This is a genomic window from Corynebacterium sp., from assembly GCF_030530965.1.
GTDB lineage: Bacteria > Actinomycetota > Actinomycetes > Mycobacteriales > Mycobacteriaceae > Corynebacterium.
Genome location: NZ_JAUMTY010000020.1, coordinates 19,575 through 38,647, shown reverse-complemented (window position 1 = coordinate 38,647; position 19,073 = coordinate 19,575). Strand labels below are relative to the sequence as shown.

Here is a 19,073-nt window from a genome sequence, read left to right as displayed (position 1 = left end):
CAGGTCAATGAAGCCAAATTCGCCAGCATCACATCTCGATAAACGCCCAGCGGGTCCGTACGGCGAATCCCGCGCTCGCAGCGTCATTGTGCACCCCGGCCCTCATGACTACAGCCCATCCCACGGCAACGACCGCAATAAGTTTTTACACAGTGACACGACGGACCGTGGAAACCCATACAACGATCGAAATTACAGCCATAACGAACACTCACCAGGACGAAGTAACTCCCCACATGCCACCGGCCACGACGGTTCACGCCCAGCGATGGGCAGGACGGGCATCGCACCCATGGGCGGCTACGGCAACTCCTCTAAAAACCAGAAACAAGAACCGGAAGGGAAATACAAGCCCATCACCAGCGAATTCGAGGCCGAATACAACCTCCGGCAACTCCGAGGAGACATTGGGCTCACCACACCACACGTCATCGGCGCGCAACTGCGGGAAAACAAGTGAACCACTGCACCGGAACAGATATCCAGGCATACTGGGGTCATGAGCGATTCACCGAAAGCAACCGAAAACGCACAAGAACCCACCTCTGGCACCACAGCGACCAGCACGCCAAGCTACGTTGACCCGCGATTCAAAGCCGCGGACCCATACGCGTACCTACCGGACGTTCCGACATTTCCGCTGAGCAGCGCCGACTTCTCGTCCGGCGATGAACTACCAGACGACTTACAAGGACCCGACGGCGTTTCACCACAACTGTCGTGGTCCGATCTCCCCGAAGGAACAAAATCCCTGGCAGTTACCGTCTACGACCCCGACGCCCCCACGGTCTCCGGGTACTGGCACTGGGCAGTCTTCAACCTCCCGGCAGATCTCACAGAGCTTCCCAAAAACGCCGGATCCGAAGACACACCATCGCTCCCAGAAGGCGCCCAAACGCTCAAGGGTGACTCTGGGAAGCGCGGCTACTACGGCGCAATGCCTCCAGAAGGGCACGGTCCTCACCGCTACCTCTACGCCGTGCATGCCGTCGACGTCGACAAGCTCGACATCCCCGAGGACTCAACACCCACAATCCTCGGGTTCAACCTCAACTTCCACACGCTTGCACGCTCAATAATTTGGGGCTGGGCAGAAAACTAAGAAGTCGCTATGAAGCCGGGATCCAGGGGAGCTCCCGGCCGACAGCATCAGCGATCGAGCCCAAGCCATGGCGTCGGACCTGCTCTGCCAAGCCACGATGGATATCGCGAATCCAATCGGGGCCACCATAAATCAACGCGGTGTACCCCTCGAGCAAACTCGCGCCGGCACCGATACGCTCCCACGCCTGCTGCGGGGTCTCAATTCCGCCGACAGAGACAAGAGCCAACGACCCGCCCACGTGTTTGCGTAACAAACGCAGAACCTCCAGGGAACGGTCCGCCACCGGGCGACCCGACACACCGCCAGCACCCATCGCCTCAACCTCAGAGGACGGCGTCGTTAAATGGTCACGGGAAATGGTCGTGTTTGTCGCCACAATCCCGGCCAGCCCTTTCTTCTGGGCCAAATCCGCAACCGCAAGAATGTCGTCATCACACAGGTCAGGGGCGATTTTAACCAACACGGGCGTGTCCTCGACTTCGTCAAGGACCGCGTCCACAATCGGCCCCAAAGAATCCACTGCCTGCAAATCCCGCAACCCCGGGGTATTCGGGCTCGAGACGTTCACCACCACGAAATCTGCGTGATGCCCGAGCAAACGAGCCGACAAGCGATAATCCTCTGCAGCCTCGTCAATCGGGGTTTTCTTCGTCTTCCCGATATTAACCGCAATCACGTCACGGCTTCGACGCCGAGCAATCCGCCGGGCACACAACACTGCGCCCTCATTGTTAAAGCCCATCCGATTCAAAATCGCATGGTCCCGTCGCAACCGAAAAAGCCTGGGGGAGGGGTTACCAGGCTGTCCCTCCGCGGTTACAGTACCCAGCTCTGCGAATCCAAAGCCCAGAGGAGCCCACACATCCGGGGACGTTGCGCTCTTATCAAACCCGGCAGCCAGGCCCAGGGGCCGAGGGAAGTTCACACCAAAAACAGTCTGTTCCAGCGCTGTGTCATGGACAGCCCACCATCGTTCAAGAGCCCGGTTGGCCATCGGCATGCGCTGGAAAATGCCCAAGGCCTTCGTCATTAATGAATGAATAGTCTCAGGGTCCAAGCGGAACATTTGTCGCAACGACCAGGAGTAGATAGCGCTTCGTACGGGGTGTGACTCCCTGCAATCCTCAAGATCGGCATCAATACGATCAGTGCTGGTCAACGACATGATTATGCTTCCTTCTTCACGGGATAACTCGGCTCACTCGAGGCACCCTCATCGCGTGCCTCGCTCACCTGATCCTTCGATATGTGTTGCACCGTCGACGACTGCGGCGACGCAATCAACAGGCCTCCATCGCCATCAACCACAACCGACTGAGCATCGGGAATCGTGTGCATCGTCGCCACTTTGACCGGGACACCCGAAGAAATGTCATAACCAATGACGGTGTTCTTCCCCGTTGATGTCACCCACACCGTGCGCGTGTTGGCATCCCACGCCACACCCCACGGAACAGAATCGGTATGGATTGTTTGGTGTTTCCTCAAAATATCGTTGGCCGTGAAAATCTCAATCGAGTTCAACTTGGTTGACGACGCCACAACAACGCCGTCCTGCCCACCGGCAATTTTCCCAGCACCTTGGCCGATCCGCAGCGACGATCCTTCCTTGTCCTCGCCGGGATACACACCCGTTAAACTCGATTGCTTCTTATCGAACACCGCTGACATCTCTTTATCTGACCCAGACTTAGGATCAGGATCCACAATCAGCGATTGGATCGCTCCTTCGCCGATAGAAACAGTTGACTTCCCATCCTTATCGGACCCATCCAAAGGGAAGTACTTGATTTTCTTCTCACCGGCGAAAGTCACACTGGCAACATCGTTGGTCACCGCCGCCGTCGTCGCGGTGCCGTCGACCTCGAGATCGTGAACCTTCTTGCCTTGGCCATCGAAAACGAGCACATGGTTCTCACATGCGACAGAAAAACCGCCCCCCGCAGCGCGAGACAGATCTTTACAATCCTTGCCAAGATCCACCGACTCGGGCTTCCCGTTCGTCCAATCCGACGACGTCCCGATCACCATTTTTCCACCGGACAGGCCGGCGATGACTGGTGAGTCTGACTGACCACTCACCACGACATCGGAAACACCGTCACCGGGGAGATCGACATCGCGAGTATCGCCCGACGGGGGTTCCGCGGCAGGTACCGACGTCGGCGAGACGTCTTCTGCCTTCGATAACGCTTCTTGATCATCGCTGCGTGAGCAACCCGCCAGCATCGTGACGGCCAGTCCACTACAACACGCGATGCCTAACACTCGCGCACCGACGCGCCGTTGTTTGCGCTGCGTCGGCAATGTACCAGTACGAATCGATTGACCAGGAGTACCGTCGGAAATCACTCTCGTAACGCTACTACAGGTCACGGAGCTAAGACACCGAGGCGACGGCCAGGGATGAACGGTGATTCTCACGCGCTTTCTTGTCTCCGCGAATGGCCCATACGCTGGAAGATAACAGTGAGCCCATAAAGTTGCTAGCCTACTTGCCGTGTCTCTATCCATTTCCGGGCTCCTGGTCCGGGCTACACGACAGGTAGTTTCTATGGCCAATTCGGCACTCACCTCTATTTCAGGGGTAGCTCACGACGCGTTCACGCACGTCCATCAACTCCATCAGGCTCACGGTTTTCTTGGATCAGTGGCGGGAAGGATCCACGAAACCGCATCCTCATTAGCGCAGTCGCCAGCCTCATGGCTGAGCCAGGCGGACACGTCCGCCCACGCTGCTACCCATGCCCATGTGGCCACTGATCTCGCAGCCGCCGGTACCGAGACCCACATGAGCTGGATACAAACGATCATCCTGTCGATCATCCAGGGCCTCACAGAGTTCTTGCCTGTGTCATCGTCGGGCCACCTCCGGATCGTGTCCCAACTTCTGTGGAACCAAGATGCAGGTGCCTCATTCACTGCCGTCGTTCAGTTGGGGACAGAAGCGGCAGTGTTGGTGTTTTTTGCCAAGGACATTTGGCGCATCATCACCGGATGGTTCGCTGGGCTGATGGACAAAACGAAGCGCGGGGCCGACTACCGCATGGGGTGGATGGTGATTGTGGGCACCATTCCCGTGGGAATTCTTGGATACGTCCTCAAAGACTTCATCCGCGACAATTTCCGCAACTTGTGGGTGACCGCCGCGGTTCTCATCCTGTTCTCGTTCGTGTTCATTTGGGCCGAACGGGTGGGCCGCCACACGCGGACGGAGAAAGACTTGACCATGCGCGACGCCATCATCATGGGGTTCGCTCAATGCCTCGCGCTCATTCCCGGCGTCTCTCGCTCGGGTGGCACCGTGTCCGCGGGGCTCTTCCTTAATCAGGATCGCGAGGCTGCGACGCGTTTTTCGTTCTTGCTAGCTATCCCTGCTGTTCTGGCTTCCGGGCTTTTCTCCCTGCCTGATGCTTTTCACCCCACCGACGGGCAGATCGCTTCTGGTCCGCAGCTGTTGGTGGGTACGTTAATCGCGTTTGCACTGGGCTACGTCTCTATTGCCTGGCTGCTCAAGTTCGTCGCCAATAATTCATTTGCCTGGTTTGCTGCGTACCGCATCCCGGTGGGGATTATCGTGATGATTCTCCTGGCTACGGGCGTGATGGCAGCCGCCTAAGCCATATCGCCAGGAGGGCCGTAGACTTAGGCTCATGCAGTCGTGGCAAAAACCCCTTGTTGCTGATTTCCGTTCCGTCGTCGGGGAGGATCAACCGATTCCTCTCCACATGTGGGATACGGCATCCCGTGAAGTCACTCCTCTCACACCGGCCGACGAGGCGACGGTGTATGTCTGCGGGATCACCCCTTATGATTCGACGCACTTGGGTCATGCTGCCACGTACGTCACCTTTGATGTTTTGAATAGGCAGTTATTGGCGAATGGCCACCGCGTGAACTTCGTGCAAAATGTCACCGACGTCGACGATCCGCTGTTCGAGCGAGCCCAACGCGACGGGGTCGATTGGCAGGAATTGGGGGAGGAGCAAACCGATCTGTTCCGCCAGGATATGGCCAATCTTGGGGTGATCCCGCCAACGTCATATATCGGCGCAGTTGAGGCCATTCCCGATGTCATCGACATGGTGAGCACGTTGCTCGACAACGGGTCTGCCTATGTTGTGGACGATCCCACGTATCCGGATGTCTATGCCGATCGAACAGCGACCCCGCAATTTGGTTATGAGTCGCGGTACGACGAAGCCACGATGGAGCAATTCTTCGCAGAGAGAGGTGGCGATCCGGACCGCCCGGGAAAGCGAGATCCGTTAGATTCTCTGCTGTGGCGGGCAGAGCGACCCGGTGAACCAGCGTGGGATTCGCCCTTTGGACGCGGACGGCCCGGGTGGCACATTGAGTGCGCCGCTATCGCAGCGCGGTATTTGGGCAGCCATTTTGATGTCCAAGGCGGGGGAGAGGACCTTATTTTCCCCCACCATGAATACTCCGCCGCTCACGTAGAAGCGGCATGCGGCGTGGAGCGTATGGCTGACCATTACATGCACACCGGACTTATCGCTCTCGGCGGCGTCAAGATGAGTAAGTCGCTGGGCAACCTTGTCTTCGTATCCAGGTTGTGCAATGCCGGAACTGATCCGTCGTCCATTCGTTTAGCCCTCTACGCAGGGCATTATCGTGATCAGCGCAACTGGTCGGATGCTCTTTTGGCTGCCGCTTCACGACGTTTAGCTCTGTGGCGCACTGCCGTCGAGACTGTTCATACTCGCAACGATGCTGATTCTGAGGCGCGAGCCCGTCGGTTAGTCGACGACGTTCGCCAGGCTCTCGCTACCGACTTGGACACGCCAGCTGCTGTCGATCTCATCGACGAATGGGCGGGCGGTATCGTCGACAAGGAAAAGATTTGGGATCTGCCCGGTGTTGACGGGAAGAATGCCCATGAGTCCCTCTCTGTGCCCGTTCCCTGTGCGGCTCCAGCGACGGATGACAAGCTCAGTGTTGCTCAGGGGAAGATCACGATTCTCGACGACGGGAAAGATAGCGAAGCGGATGCCAAGTCTGTGGAGCTCGCGTCGGCAACGGCGGGTACTCAGCGGTGCGGGGCCCACTCGCATGCGTCGGGGGAGCTTACGGTAGACCTGTTGCCCGCCCCTCATCAGAGTGGGGACGACCCTTCCACTTTGTATTCTCATCTCTCGCCCGCTGCGGCGTTGGTTGCCGGGTGTGTTGATGCTCTACTGGGGCTAAAACTTTAGGTCACCGACGGATTTGGTCGAGCACCCCGATAGTAGACTAAGCTGTCTATCTGTGAATGATGAGCGTCAACCTTTGAATCCTACGAAATCCGAGTTTCTCCAGGCCCTCCATGACCGGGTACTGATCGGTGACGGAGCCATGGGGACGCAACTTCAAGCCATTGACCTTGACTTAGATGCAGATTTCCACGGGCTCGAGGGATGCAACGAAATTCTCAACATCACCCGCCCCGATATCTTGGCCGACATTCACCGCCGATACTTTGAGGCGGGGGCCGATGCCGTCGAAACAAATACCTTCGGCTGCAACCTCCCCAACTTTGCCGATTACGGCATTGAAGATCGCATCGAAGAGATTGCCTACGCAGGCGCCCAGATCGCTCGATCGGTTGCTGATGACATGGGGCCGGGGCGCGAAGGCATGAGACGTTTCGTCCTTGGATCATTAGGTCCGGGAACAAAGCTTCCGACACTCGGCCATGCTCCGTTCTCAGACCTTCGCGATGCATACACGGAAGCAGCCCGCGGATTAGTCCGGGGTGGAGCGGATGCCATCCTGATCGAGACCGCACAAGACCTGTTGCAAGTCAAAGCCGCAGTACACGGCGTCCAGCAAGCTTTCGACGATTGTGGGACAACCTTACCGATCATGTGCCACGTGACGGTAGAAACCACCGGCACAATGCTGCTGGGGTCAGAAATCGGCGCAGCTCTCACCGCCCTGGAACGCCTGGGCATTGACGTCATCGGGATGAACTGCGCAACCGGCCCCGACGAGATGAACGAACACCTGCGGTACTTATCCGCTCATGCCCCCATGCCGGTATCAGTCATGCCGAACGCTGGCTTGCCGGAGCTCGGCGCCAACGGGGCGGTCTATCCGTTAACTCCCGACGAACTTGCCGCAGCAAGTGTCCACTTCGTGCGGGATTATGGGCTCTCCATGGTCGGCGGCTGCTGTGGGACAACCCCCGAACACATAACCGCAGTTCGCGACGCCGTGATCGGTTCGCCGGACTCAGATGAAGACGCCTCGGAGTCTCCCGCCGTCACACGCCCGGCGCGCCACCACGATTTCGACGATAATGTCTCATCCCTGTATTCAACGGTGCCGCTGACTCAGGACACGGGGATCACCATGATTGGTGAGCGGACGAACTCCAATGGTTCCAAGGCTTTCCGCACGGCGATGCTCGAGGGCGACTGGAATAAGTGTTTGGATATCGCGAAGGCCCAGACTCGCGACGGCGCCCACATGATTGATCTGTGCGTCGACTATGTGGGCCGTGACGGCACCCAAGACATGGCCGAGCTTGCGAGCCGTTTGGCGACGAACTCGACGCTTCCGATCATGTTGGACTCGACGGAGCCCGACGTTATCCGCGTGGGCCTTGAGCACCTTGGTGGCCGCTGCGCGGTCAACTCGGTGAATTTTGAGGACGGTGACGCCCCGGGGTCGCGCTATGACCGGATTATGTCGCTGGTCAAGAAGCATGGCGCGGCGGTCGTGGCTCTCACTATTGACGAAGAGGGGCAGGCGCGGACAGCGGAGAAGAAAGTCGAGATCGCTGAACGCCTTATTGCGGACATCACCACGCGCTGGGGGCTTCGCGAAAGCGACATCATTGTCGATTGCCTGACGTTCCCGATTTCGACCGGGCAGGTAGAAACCCGGCGCGATGGTATCGAAACGATCAACGCCATTCGCGAAATCACCTCGCGTCACCCCGACATCCACACCACGCTGGGACTTTCGAATATTTCGTTCGGCCTTAATCCGGCCGCCCGCCAAGTCCTGAATTCGGTCTTTCTGAATGAATGTATCGAGGCCGGACTGGATACGGCCATTGCTCACTCCAGCAAGATCGTCCCGATGAACCGTATTGACGACGATCAACGCGACGTCGCCCTGGACATGGTCTATGACCGGCGCGGAACGGAAGGACGAGGCGGAACAGCCGACGAAGATTACGATCCGCTGCAAACCTTTATGGAGTTATTCGAAGGCGTGTCCGCCGCCGACGCCAAGGACGCACGGGCAGAAGCCCTGCAGGCGCTCCCGCTCTTTAAGCGGCTGGCACAGCGCATCATTGATGGCGAAAAGAACGGACTTGAAGCTGATCTCGATCTCGCCCGCGATGAGAAAGACCCCCTCGAGATCATTAACCAAGACCTCCTCGCTGGGATGAAAGTTGTGGGCGACCTCTTCGGTTCAGGGCAGATGCAGCTTCCCTTCGTGCTGCAATCGGCTGAAACGATGAAAGCCGCCGTATCCCACCTTGAACAGTTCATGGAGGCTACTGACGACTCCGCCTCCAAGGGCAAAATCGTCCTGGCCACGGTCAAAGGAGACGTCCACGATATCGGGAAAAACCTCGTGGACATTATCTTGTCCAACAACGGCTACGACGTGGTTAACCTGGGCATCAAACAACCCATTTCCAACATTCTCCACGCAGCATCCGAGCACCAGGCTGACGTCATCGGCATGTCCGGACTCCTGGTGAAGTCGACGGTCGTCATGAAAGACAACCTCATCGAGATGAACTCGGCAGGCGCCGCCAACTACCCCGTCCTCCTCGGCGGAGCAGCGCTGACACGCACTTACGTCGAAAATGACCTCGACGAGCTCTACCAGGGCGATGTCCACTATGCGCGCGACGCCTTCGAAGGCCTGAACTTGATGGATCAGATCATGTCCATGAAGCGCGGCTCACAGCGCGAACTCACCGAGGAACAAATTGCCGCCGCCACCCGCGCACAAAAGAAGAAAGAAGAAAGGAAAGCCAGGCACGAACGCTCACGGAAAATCGCGGCCAAGCGAAAAGCAGAAAGCGCCCCGGCGGTCATCCCTGATCGCTCCGACGTCGCCACCGATACCCCCATCGCAACCCCACCATTCTGGGGCACACGGATAGTCAAAGGCCTCCCCGTCAGAGACTATCTCACCTGCCTCGACGAACGCGCCCTCTTCATGGGCCAATGGGGACTACGCGGAACACGCGGCGGCGACGGCCCCTCCTACGACGAACTCGTCGAAACCGAAGGACGCCCACGGCTCAGAGCATGGATCAACGACCTCAAAGCAGAAGGAATCCTCAACCACTCTGCCGTCGTCTACGGCTACTTCCCGGCCGTCTCAGAAGGCAACACCGTACACATCCTGCCCGTGCCCAACGAGGCAGAAGAACCAGATCCCGCGGCAGAACCCGTAACATCATTCGAGTTCCCACGCCAACAACGGGGACGGTTCCTCTGCATCGCAGACTTCATCCGCTCACGCGACGAAGCACAACGCACCGGGCACACCGACGTCTTCCCACTTCAGCTCGTCACCATGGGGCAACCCATCGCGGACAAAGCCAACGTCCTGTTCAAAGACAACCACTACCGCGAATACCTCGAGCTCCACGGCATCGGCGTTCAACTCACCGAAGCCCTGGCCGAATACTGGCACTCCCGTGTCCGAGCCGAACTCGCCTTTGCCGACGGAACCCACGCCGGCGACGACGATGGCACCGAAGACCGGGCATTCTTCGACCTCAAATACCGAGGAGCACGCTACTCCTTCGGCTACGGGTCATGCCCCGACTTGGAATCGCGCCGGGCGTTGGTGGACCTTTTGCGTCCTGAGCGGATTGGTGTTGAGTTGTCTGAGGAGCTGCAATTGCACCCTGAGCAATCAACTGATGCATTCGTGCTCTATCACCCGGAGGCAAAGTATTTCAATGTCTAATTCGTTGCCGTGACCGTGACCATCGTGAATGCCACACGACGCGCCACTTCATGAACTCCTCGCGCTGTGGTGCAGTGCCACTCCGTACACTGTGTTGCATGCGTGCGATTGCTTGGGACATGGATGGAACCCTCGTCGATACTGAACCGCGATGGGGGATAGCCACCTACGAGATGGCCACGTTGATGGGAGTAGACCTCACACCCGAACAACGAGCGGTCACCGTCGGCGGAACTGCAGAACACACCATTTCAACGTGCCTGGAATTCGCCGGACAGACCCCGAATCCGGCGCTCATTGACACCTGGAAAACGTGGTTTTTTGCGCGAATGGGCGAGATTCTTTCCGAGGGATTCGACTTTCGGCCCGGTTTTCCCGCGCTCTTACACGATATTCACGACGCAGGTATCCCCCAGGCACTAGTCACCAATACGGCCCGCGCATTGGTCGACCACTGTTTACCCGTTATCGGCGACGAGTTTTTCGCAACATCAGTAGCCGGGGACGAAGTCCCTCGCGGAAAGCCCTATCCCGACGGATACGCGCGAGCATGCGACCTGATGGACGTCAATCCCGACGACGTCCTCGTCATAGAAGACTCACCCACGGGAATGTCTGCAGCTCGTGCGGCAGGATGCCGTGTCCTCGGTGTTCCGGTGGAGCCAGGTTTAGAGCTGCCCGAGGGGATAAAAACCCTCCACGAACTACGCGGAGTGACCAGTTTTGCTCCCCGCGATGGGCATCCGTGGAGGATTGACGATTTCCGCGAACTATGGAACGAACTCTAGATGTGCATACGCCACGACGAGCATATGAAAGAATGACGACTGTGAAGAATTTTGATGAGCTTTTCGCTGAAATCACCGACCGCGCACAACAGCGCCCCGAAGACTCAGGAACTGTCGAAGCCCTGGACAAGGGCCTCCACTTCCTTGGGAAGAAAGTTGTCGAGGAAGCCGGCGAAGTATGGTTAGCCGCTGAATATCAGTCAGACGAAGAACTGTCCGAAGAAATCAGCCAATTGCTCTATTGGCTACAGGTTGTCGCTGTTAAACGTGGTCTGTCCTTGGACGATATTTACCGGTATCTGTAGTCCTTCTACGTACAGCTATTCAGCAACCACAGCGACCCCGGTTCGCCCCATTGTCCACCTTCTCTTTCTTGCCTTCAGGAGTTTTATTCCATGCTTCGCGTCGCCGTTCCCAACAAGGGTTCTCTGTCTCAGACTGCTACCCACATTTTGGAGGAGGCGGGCTACCGGATGCGCCGAGACTCCAAAGACCTCACGTCATGGGACGAACAAAATGACGTGGAGTTTTTCTTCCTCCGCCCCAAAGATATCGCCATCTACGTCGCCAAAGGTCACCTTGACCTGGGAATAACCGGCCGCGACTTAGCTGCGGATTCTGCTGCGAACGGGGTGGATGAACTCCTCGCACTCGGTTTCGGTGCATCGACCTTCCGCTATGCGGCCCCCGAGAATGAGGAGTGGAATCTCAACAAGATTGAGGGAAAGCGCATCGCGACGAGTTACCCACATTTGGTCAGTGCTGACCTCGCAAAGCGAGGCATCCAGGCCGACGTTATTCGGTTGGATGGGGCAGTTGAGATTTCTATTCGTCTCGGCGTAGCTGACATCATCGCGGACGTTGTCTCGACGGGACGGACGTTGCGCCAACAGGGGTTGTCGCCGTTCGGGGACGTGATTTGCACGTCCGAGGCGATCATTGTCGGCCGGCACAATCAACCCGTCACCGATGAACACCAGATCCTATTGCGACGGATTGAGGGCATTCTGCACGCCAAGAATTACCTCATGATTGATTACAACTGCCCGAAGTCGCTCCTGGCTGAGGCTACCAAGCTCACACCTGGCTTATCTGCGCCCACCGTTTCACCACTTGCCGACGACGACTGGGTCGCTGTCCGCGCGATGGCTCCGCGCAAGGACGCTAACCAGCTTATGGACCGGTTATCTGCATTGGGCGCTGAAGCAATTTTGGCAACGGATATTCGTATTGCCCGCCTTACTCGGTAGAAACCCACATATGTGGCTCAGTGGTCGGGCGGACGTATGCACACCGCGGGATGCTAGTTCCGCGCGTCGTCAGGCCACCCCGGATAGGGCAGTTCCGTTCCGCCTTTGGCGGGACAAAGAGACTGAAAAGAGCACCAATCGCACAGTTTGGATTCTTTAGGCAGAAACCGGCCAGTCTTGCCATCGCGGGTGATCTTTGACCACAGGTCGCCAACGTCCCGTTCGAAGTACTCCAGCTCGACTTGGGAGGGAGCCAGGTACATCGAATCCATCACCTTGAGGTACATGAGGCGCAGTTGCGTCGGGATGATATTGAATAAACGCCAGTACACGAGCGCATAAAACCGCATTTGGAACACGGCTTGCTGGCTAAAACGCGGTATAGGTTTCTTGCCAGTTTTGTAATCGACGACGCGGATTTCTCCCGTCGGAGCGACGTCGACACGGTCAATGAACCCTCGCACGGGAACGCCATTAGGAAGCGTGGTGTCCACCAACATTTCGCACTCGTCAGCGTCGAAGTTTTCGGGATTTTCCATGGCGAAGTACCCCTTCAAGAGGGACCGGCATTCGACCAAGAAGGGGAGGAGCTTGTCTTCAGGAACAAGCTCCCGCAGTTCCGGATCTTTCTCAACCATGTGCGCCCACTGTGGTTTGAGCATTTTGGTGGCTTTGGGGTACGTACGCTCTGGACGTGGTTGGCCGTACATGTTCTCTAGCACGGCGTGCACTAAAGTCCCCTTGACCTGCGCAATCGTCTTCGGCTCAGGAAGCCGATCAATGGCACGATACCGGTACAGAAGAGGGCACTGCCGGTAATCTCCTGCCCGGGAAGGGGATAAAGCCATACGACGTCGAGCACTCATGATCCATGACCCTAGCGCATGACCGTCGTCACCCATGCACCCCGTAGACTATCCGTGAGCTACCGTGAGACTACTCACGCACAACCGTCATTTCTCTTCGTGAAGGAGCTTGCTCAATGGCCTATACGGGTGTCTTTCGACCCGGAGATCGCGTTCAACTTACCGACGCGAAGCGTCGTCATTTCACCATTGAGCTGGCTGAGGGGGAGAAATTCTTCACGCACATGGGGGCCATTGCTCACGACGACATAATCGGTAAGGACGAAGGAACGGTGGTTGTTTCTACCGAAGGTGGGCAATATTTATGTTTCCGCCACCTGATGGTGGACTATGTCCTGTCCATGCCTCGCGGAGCACAGGTCATTTACCCCAAAGACGCTGCACAAATCGTGATTGAGGGGGACATCTTCCCCGGTGCCAGAGTCCTTGAAGCAGGTGCTGGTTCGGGGGCGCTCACCCTGTCCCTTCTCCGCGCTGTCGGGGAGCACGGGACGGTGTTCTCATATGAAATTCGCGACGATCACCTGAAGTACGCGTTGTCGAATGTCTCCGAATTCATGGGGTCGACGCCGGATAATTGGCAGCCTCGGCTCGGCGATCTTCGCGACGTCACCGTCGATGACCTCGATGGCCCCGTCGATCGGATCATTCTGGACATGTTGGAACCGTGGGAATGTTTGGAAACGTGCCAGAATCTGCTCCTGCCTGGTGGGGTGTTGATGGCTTATGTAGCGACGGTGCCCCAATTGATGAAGGTCATGGAGGGAATTCGGGCCCGCGGATGTTTTACGGAACCTCGCGCGTGGGAATCGTTGGTTCGCGAGTGGAAGGTCGATGGGCTGGCGACCCGCCCTGAACATCGCATGAATGCGCACACAGCATTCCTGGTATGGGCGCGTCGTCTGGCTGATGGCACTGTTCCGCCCAAGCCCAAGCGTCGCCCCCAAAAGTAGTTATCTCAGAGGTATCTGTCTCGGGAAATGACACGCGATGAGGGTGTATAACGAGGTCATCAATCCAGGTGAGCCTGGGCTTAGCATTCGCCCTCAAAGAGGTTAGAACCGACACCGGTAGAGAGCTTGATCGTCTTTGTAGACTGGTAGTTATGACGACAGCTTCACAACAAACCTCATCCCACAGCACGGCATCGAGCACCTCGCGAAAGGGCAACAATAACGACGCGACCCCGTCGCTAAAAGAATTACAATTAGCCAATCGGACCTTAGGGACACGAAACGCCAAACTTGTCGAGATGCTGAAGGCATCACGCGACAAATTAGACGCTCTTAATGAACAAATCCGGGCATTGTCCGATCCGCCGAGTACGTACGGCACCCTCCTCGAACTCAATCCCGGTGGGCACTCCGCCGAAGTATTTACATCTAATCGACGGATGCGTTTAGTGGTTGCTCCCGGGGTGGATACCTCACAATTAACGCCCGGCGCGCTTGTTCGGCTCGGGGAGGGGCAGGAAGTCGTCGAGCATTGTGGTTTCAGCGATTTCGGCGATATCGCTGTAGTTAAGGAGTTTCTCCCCGGCGGCTCAAGGGTCGTCGTCGCCGATACGATGGGCGATTTGCGCGTCCTCAAGATTGCCGCACCGCTCTACGAGTTGTGGTCGCAGAAGAACGTCGGCGCGGGGGATCAGGTGCTCGTTGATTACCGTGCGGGCTACGCCTTCGAATCCATCCCGAAGGCCGACGTCGAAAATCTTATTTTGGAAGAGATCCCCGAGGTGTCTTATGAGGACATTGGGGGTCTGCATAACCAGATTGAGATGATTCATGACGCTGTTGAGCTGCCCTTCACTCACCCGGACTTGTATCGGAAGTTTGACCTTCAGCCGCCGAAGGGTGTTTTGCTTTATGGCCCGCCCGGCTGCGGAAAAACGTTGATTGCCAAGGCTGTGGCCCATTCGTTGGCGGAAAAAATGGGAAGTGGGGGAGAGAGCTACTTCCTGAACATTAAGGGCCCGGAGCTGCTCAATAAGTTTGTGGGCGAAACGGAGCGGCAGATTCGGCAGATTTTCGACCGTGCTCGATCGATTGCTGAGGACGGGCGGCCGGTCATCGTGTTCTTCGATGAAATGGATGCGATCTTTAGGACTCGTGGCTCGGGTATTTCCTCCGACCTGGAAAATACCGTTGTTCCACAGCTTCTGTCTGAAATCGACGGGGTTGAGGACTTGCGCAATGTCATTGTTATTGGTGCATCTAACCGTGAGGAAATGATCGATCCGGCTATTCTTCGGCCGGGTCGATTGGATGTGAAGATCCGCGTTGAGCGTCCCGATGAAAAATCGGCGCGGGAAATCGCAGAGCTGTATCTTGTGGATACGCTTCCGTTGGATCCGGCCCTGGTTGAGGAAACTGGAGACCGCCATGCTGCTGTGGCGGCGCTGATCGATGAGCTCAGTAGCCGGATGTATGCGCAGCACTCGGATAATGAATTTGTTGAGCTCACTTTCGTGAATGGTAGCCGCGAGGTGCTTTATTACCGTGACTTCGCCTCTGGGGCGATGATTGCCAATATCGTCGACCGCGCAAAGAAGAATGCGCTGAAACGGGCGTTAGCGTCGGGGCAGCCTGACAATCATGGTGTCTCGCTCGAGGATGTCAGAACGGCAGTTGACCAGGAGTTCGCTGAAAATGATGATCTCCCCAACACCGCTAATCCCGACGAATGGGCACGGATCTCGGGACGAACAGGCCAGCGTGTCACAGAGGTAACGGTGGCGCACCATAACCGGAAATCTACAACCGAGACAGAGGCGACCGAGCCAGCAGATACCGATTCGGGCAAAGGACATACCGATGCTTCATAACCAACCCAGAGTGATAGGGACAGAAACCGAATTCGGGATTTCGTGCCCCGAGAACCCCGCAGTCAGCCCTATTTTGACGTCGACAGCTGCTGTTATGTCGTATGCCGACGCGCTGGGGCTCGGTGCTCGGCGGACGCGCTGGGATTATGAGCCTGAATCGCCTCTTCGTGACGCGCGCGGGTTTGATCTTCGTCGGTACGCTATGAATCACGCGCCCGTGTTGGAACCCAATGCCATGGGGGCGGCCAATATCATCCTTCGCAATGGCGCGCGTTTCTATGTGGATCACGCCCACCCGGAGTACTCATCTCCTGAAGTCACAGATGCGTTGTCGGTGGTGATCTGGGATAAAGCCGGTGAGATCATTATGCACCGGGCAGCGCGCGCTGCTACACAGGCCGGAATTGGTCAAGATCAGGAGCATTGGGCTCTCAAGACCTACAAGAACAATGTGGACGGCAAGGGTGCCTCATACGGAACCCATGAGAACTACCTGTATCGCCGCGACACGGATATGGCCACGATTGAACAAGGACTGATCCCTTTCTTCGTGACGCGCCAGATTATGACTGGTTCTGGTCGCGTCGGCATCGGGCAGCAGGGGGATACCGCCGGCTTCCAAATTTCGCAGCGTGCTGACTACATCGAAACCAAGGTATCGCTCGAGACCACGCTGAACCGGGGCATCATCAATACCCGCGATGAGCCCCACTCCAATGCCGACGAATGGAAGCGCCTCCACGTCATCATTGGGGACGCCAACCTGTCCGAGTATTCACAGTTCCTCAAGGTTGGCACGACGTCGCTTGTTCTCGACGCCATCGAAGCCGGGGTTGATTTCTCTGACCTCGCCCTCGAGTCGCCTGTCGACGATGTCTATCGCGTCTCACGCGACCTCACGTGTACGGCGACCCTGCGCGGGGAGGACCGTAAGACTGAGCGCACCGCCATCGACATTCAGCGTATCTACCGGGATCGGGTGATCGATGCCGCTGATCGCGGGGTCATCAGCCTGAGCGACGTCGAAAAGAAAGTGATAGAGGTCTGGGGCAAGATCCTTGATGACTTAGAGTCCGACCCCTTGTCGACGGCGGATCGCCTCGATTGGACAGCGAAATATGCGCTGCTCGACGGTTTTCGACAGCGCGGAACAGGGGAGTGGGACGATCCCCGGCTGGCACTCATTGATTTGCAATACAGCGATTGCGATCCCGAGAAGGGGCTTTATTACGCCCTGGTTCGACGGGGGAAGATCCGGACACTCGTTGACCCCGACGATGTGACGGCAGCGATCGACACGCCGCCCACCGATACACGGGCTTGGCTCAGAGGACGATTGGTAGACCGTTTTTCCAGTGAGGTTATCGCGGCGAACTGGGATAATCTCATCGTCACACCAGCTCACCCGCAACGGATCGACCTGAGCTCACCGACGGCCGCCAACGCCACCGCCACCTACGACATCACTGAGAGCGCAAAGAGCGTCGATGATGTGACGCGTTATCTCACGTCGTCAGGTGTCTGCGATGTCACGCCGCTACCGAGTCCATAATCTGTGAGTCATAGGCAGTTATAGGCCACTCATACGCGATAAGGTTATAACGGGCACTGAGATCGTCAGATTACAATGAATCACACATAGTGAGAACACTTAAGAAGGCTTTTAAGCATGGAAAAATCATCGCAGATTCACGGCTCCAAGCCCGGCGACGACAACGCCGATGAACCCGAGAACGCCGCCGGCCAGTCACAAATTAGGGGACAAGGTGCCGACGACCTTCTTGACGAAATCGACGGATTACTGGAATCGAACGCAGAAGAATTCGTTCGTTCCTACGTTCAAAAGGGTGGACAGTGAGCGCTGACAAAGCCGTTTTCACCCGCCGGATCATGGGAATTGAAACCGAATTCGGGATTACCTGTACCCATGACGGAGTACAAGCAGTCGCTCCCGACGACATTGCGCGTCAGCTATTTCGACCGATCGTCGACCGCTTCCGTAGCTCCAACATCTACACGCTCAACGGCGGACGCTTATATCTCGACGTCGGTTCGCACCCGGAGTACGCCACCCCGGAGTGCGACAGCCTCAATCAACTGCTCATCTATGACCGGGCTGGGGAAGTAACGCTCAACCGGCTCGCTGACCAGGCAGAACACGCCCTCGCCGACCAACACATTGAGGGCGCGGTCCATCTAATGAAGAACAACACCGATTCGCTCGGGAATTCATACGGGTGTCACGAGAACTATCTTGTGGGTCGGGCGATCCTTCTGAAGAAACTGGGCCAAGAGTTCATCCCGTTCCTCATTACCCGACAATTAATCTGCGGCGCCGGGCACATTGCGCGCCCTCATTCGCGGTTTTCTGACGGGGACACCACCCCTGTGTATCAGCTGAGCCAACGCGCTGACCACGTGTGGGAAGGGGTGTCGTCGGCGACTACACGTTCACGCCCCATCATCAATACCCGCGATGAGCCTCACGCTGATTCCGAAATGTACCGACGTCTCCACGTCATCGTCGGGGATTCGTCCATGTCGGAGACAACGGCTGCTCTCAAGATCGGGTCAGCGCTCCTCGTCCTCGAAATGCTTGAAGCTGGTTACTCTTTCGACGAGTGGGAAATAGCTAACCCGTCAAAAACTATTCGCGATATCAGCCGTGATCTCACCGGACGGGCAGAAGTTCCGCTCCGGTCGGGACGGATAAGCTGCGCTCTTGAGATCCAACAGGCTTTCGCTGAGAAAGCTCAGCAGTGGCTCCATGAGCGCCCCGAGGAGCAGCACGGCACGCCCAATGCCGACATGCAGCGCGTCGTCGACTTGTGGAAGAAAGTGCTTACTGCCATTGATTCCGGGGACACCTCGTTGATCGCTGCGGATATTGACTGGGTGATTAAGAAGAACATTATCGACCGATACCAGGACAAGTTCGGCTGGGACCTTACCCATCCGAAACTCCAACAGATCGACTACGCGTATCACGATATCCGGCCTGGTAAAGGTATCTTCCGGACTCTTGAAGAGCGTGGCCGTGTCTCGCGGTGGCTGGACGGTGCGGATTCACCTATCACCGATGCGGCCGATACACCGCCGCAGACCACACGAGCAAAAATGCGGGGAGATTTCCTCCGTGTTGCTCAGGAGAACGATGCCGATGTGTCTGTCGATTGGACGCGGCTGAAAATTAACCGCCCAGAGCCCCACGACATTGCGCTCCTCGACCCCTTTGCCGCGCACGATTCGCGGGCCGATGACATGATCAGTTCGATTCTTGACCAATAA

At 57.1% G+C, this 19,073-nt stretch carries 14 protein-coding genes and 2 pseudogenes; 13 read left to right on the top strand and 3 right to left on the bottom strand.

Annotation, left to right across the window (positions count from 1 at the left end; translation table 11 throughout):
* Window positions 1-460: pseudogene (locus Q3981_RS05490) on the top strand (hypothetical protein); the annotation flags it as partial.
* A gap of 39 nt (window positions 461-499) precedes the next feature.
* Window positions 500-1,102, top strand: coding sequence for a YbhB/YbcL family Raf kinase inhibitor-like protein (locus tag Q3981_RS05485; protein ID WP_303124421.1), 603 nt, complete (start codon window positions 500-502; stop codon window positions 1,100-1,102).
* Between the two features lie 7 nt (window positions 1,103-1,109).
* On the opposite strand, the gene Q3981_RS05480 is transcribed toward Q3981_RS05485, so the two are convergent.
* Together Q3981_RS05480 and Q3981_RS05475 are read right to left on the bottom strand one after the other, a co-directional pair.
* Complete coding sequence (locus Q3981_RS05480; RefSeq protein WP_303124420.1) at window positions 1,110-2,270, bottom strand: quinone-dependent dihydroorotate dehydrogenase; 1,161 nt, start codon at window positions 2,268-2,270, stop codon at window positions 1,110-1,112.
* A 2-nt stretch (window positions 2,271-2,272) separates the two neighbouring features.
* A complete protein-coding gene (locus Q3981_RS05475) occupies window positions 2,273-3,457 on the bottom strand; it encodes a YncE family protein (RefSeq protein ID WP_303124419.1) in 1,185 nt (394 codons plus the stop codon).
* 439 nt (window positions 3,458-3,896) lie between these two features.
* Between Q3981_RS05475 and Q3981_RS05470 the strand changes: the two genes are divergently transcribed.
* From Q3981_RS05470 to hisG, 6 genes and pseudogenes are all read left to right on the top strand, one after another.
* Window positions 3,897-4,724, top strand: a complete 828-nt coding sequence (locus tag Q3981_RS05470) for an undecaprenyl-diphosphate phosphatase (protein ID WP_303124422.1) — start codon at window positions 3,897-3,899, stop codon at window positions 4,722-4,724.
* 34 nt (window positions 4,725-4,758) lie between these two features.
* Window positions 4,759-5,946, top strand: a pseudogene (gene mshC, locus Q3981_RS05465) (cysteine--1-D-myo-inosityl 2-amino-2-deoxy-alpha-D-glucopyranoside ligase); the annotation flags it as partial.
* 448 nt (window positions 5,947-6,394) lie between these two features.
* Window positions 6,395-10,057 carry a methionine synthase gene (metH, locus tag Q3981_RS05460; protein WP_303124418.1) on the top strand — a complete coding sequence of 1,221 codons (3,663 nt, stop codon included), beginning with the start codon at window positions 6,395-6,397 and terminating at the stop codon, window positions 10,055-10,057.
* Between the two features lie 98 nt (window positions 10,058-10,155).
* Window positions 10,156-10,845, top strand: a complete 690-nt coding sequence (locus tag Q3981_RS05455) for an HAD family phosphatase (RefSeq protein ID WP_303124417.1) — start codon at window positions 10,156-10,158, stop codon at window positions 10,843-10,845.
* Window positions 10,846-10,886: 41 nt separating this feature from the next.
* A complete protein-coding gene (locus Q3981_RS05450) occupies window positions 10,887-11,150 on the top strand; it encodes a phosphoribosyl-ATP diphosphatase (protein ID WP_041629288.1) in 264 nt (87 codons plus the stop codon).
* Window positions 11,151-11,240: 90 nt separating this feature from the next.
* Window positions 11,241-12,095 (top strand): ATP phosphoribosyltransferase, encoded by an 855-nt coding sequence (hisG, locus tag Q3981_RS05445; RefSeq protein ID WP_012731557.1) that lies wholly within the window; start codon window positions 11,241-11,243, stop codon window positions 12,093-12,095.
* 53 nt (window positions 12,096-12,148) lie between these two features.
* On the opposite strand, the gene Q3981_RS05440 is transcribed toward hisG, so the two are convergent.
* Window positions 12,149-12,961 (bottom strand): RecB family exonuclease, encoded by an 813-nt coding sequence (locus Q3981_RS05440; protein ID WP_303124416.1) that lies wholly within the window; start codon window positions 12,959-12,961, stop codon window positions 12,149-12,151.
* A 116-nt stretch (window positions 12,962-13,077) separates the two neighbouring features.
* Between Q3981_RS05440 and Q3981_RS05435 the strand changes: the two genes are divergently transcribed.
* The 5 genes from Q3981_RS05435 (at window position 13,078) to pafA (ending at window position 19,073) form a co-directional block, all read left to right on the top strand.
* Complete coding sequence (locus Q3981_RS05435; protein WP_303124415.1) at window positions 13,078-13,914, top strand: tRNA (adenine-N1)-methyltransferase; 837 nt, start codon at window positions 13,078-13,080, stop codon at window positions 13,912-13,914.
* Between the two features lie 152 nt (window positions 13,915-14,066).
* Window positions 14,067-15,785 (top strand): proteasome ATPase, encoded by a 1,719-nt coding sequence (gene arc / locus Q3981_RS05430; RefSeq protein WP_303124414.1) that lies wholly within the window; start codon window positions 14,067-14,069, stop codon window positions 15,783-15,785.
* Window positions 15,775-17,337 (top strand): depupylase/deamidase Dop, encoded by a 1,563-nt coding sequence (dop, locus tag Q3981_RS05425; RefSeq protein ID WP_303124413.1) that lies wholly within the window; start codon window positions 15,775-15,777, stop codon window positions 17,335-17,337. The genes arc and dop overlap by 11 nt, the downstream gene beginning before the upstream one ends.
* Before the next feature lie 117 nt (window positions 17,338-17,454).
* Window positions 17,455-17,643 (top strand): ubiquitin-like protein Pup, encoded by a 189-nt coding sequence (locus Q3981_RS05420; RefSeq protein WP_046202329.1) that lies wholly within the window; start codon window positions 17,455-17,457, stop codon window positions 17,641-17,643.
* Window positions 17,640-19,073, top strand: a complete 1,434-nt coding sequence (pafA, locus tag Q3981_RS05415) for a Pup--protein ligase (RefSeq protein WP_303124412.1) — start codon at window positions 17,640-17,642, stop codon at window positions 19,071-19,073. The genes Q3981_RS05420 and pafA overlap by 4 nt, the downstream gene beginning before the upstream one ends.

What these genes read in the sequence shown, in the direction of transcription:
- Q3981_RS05485 (WP_303124421.1), top strand. Translation starts at nt 500, where the DNA reads ATGAGCGATTCACCGAAAGCAACCGAAAACGCACAAGAACCCACCTCT.
- Q3981_RS05480 (WP_303124420.1), bottom strand. Translation starts at nt 2,270, where the DNA reads ATGTCGTTGACCAGCACTGATCGTATTGATGCCGATCTTGAGGATTGC.
- Q3981_RS05470 (WP_303124422.1), top strand. Translation starts at nt 3,897, where the DNA reads ATGAGCTGGATACAAACGATCATCCTGTCGATCATCCAGGGCCTCACA.
- Q3981_RS05455 (WP_303124417.1), top strand. Translation starts at nt 10,156, where the DNA reads ATGCGTGCGATTGCTTGGGACATGGATGGAACCCTCGTCGATACTGAA.
- hisG (WP_012731557.1), top strand. Translation starts at nt 11,241, where the DNA reads ATGCTTCGCGTCGCCGTTCCCAACAAGGGTTCTCTGTCTCAGACTGCT.
- Q3981_RS05440 (WP_303124416.1), bottom strand. Translation starts at nt 12,961, where the DNA reads ATGAGTGCTCGACGTCGTATGGCTTTATCCCCTTCCCGGGCAGGAGAT.
- Q3981_RS05435 (WP_303124415.1), top strand. Translation starts at nt 13,078, where the DNA reads ATGGCCTATACGGGTGTCTTTCGACCCGGAGATCGCGTTCAACTTACC.
- arc (WP_303124414.1), top strand. Translation starts at nt 14,067, where the DNA reads ATGACGACAGCTTCACAACAAACCTCATCCCACAGCACGGCATCGAGC.
- dop (WP_303124413.1), top strand. Translation starts at nt 15,775, where the DNA reads ATGCTTCATAACCAACCCAGAGTGATAGGGACAGAAACCGAATTCGGG.
- Q3981_RS05420 (WP_046202329.1), top strand. Translation starts at nt 17,455, where the DNA reads ATGGAAAAATCATCGCAGATTCACGGCTCCAAGCCCGGCGACGACAAC.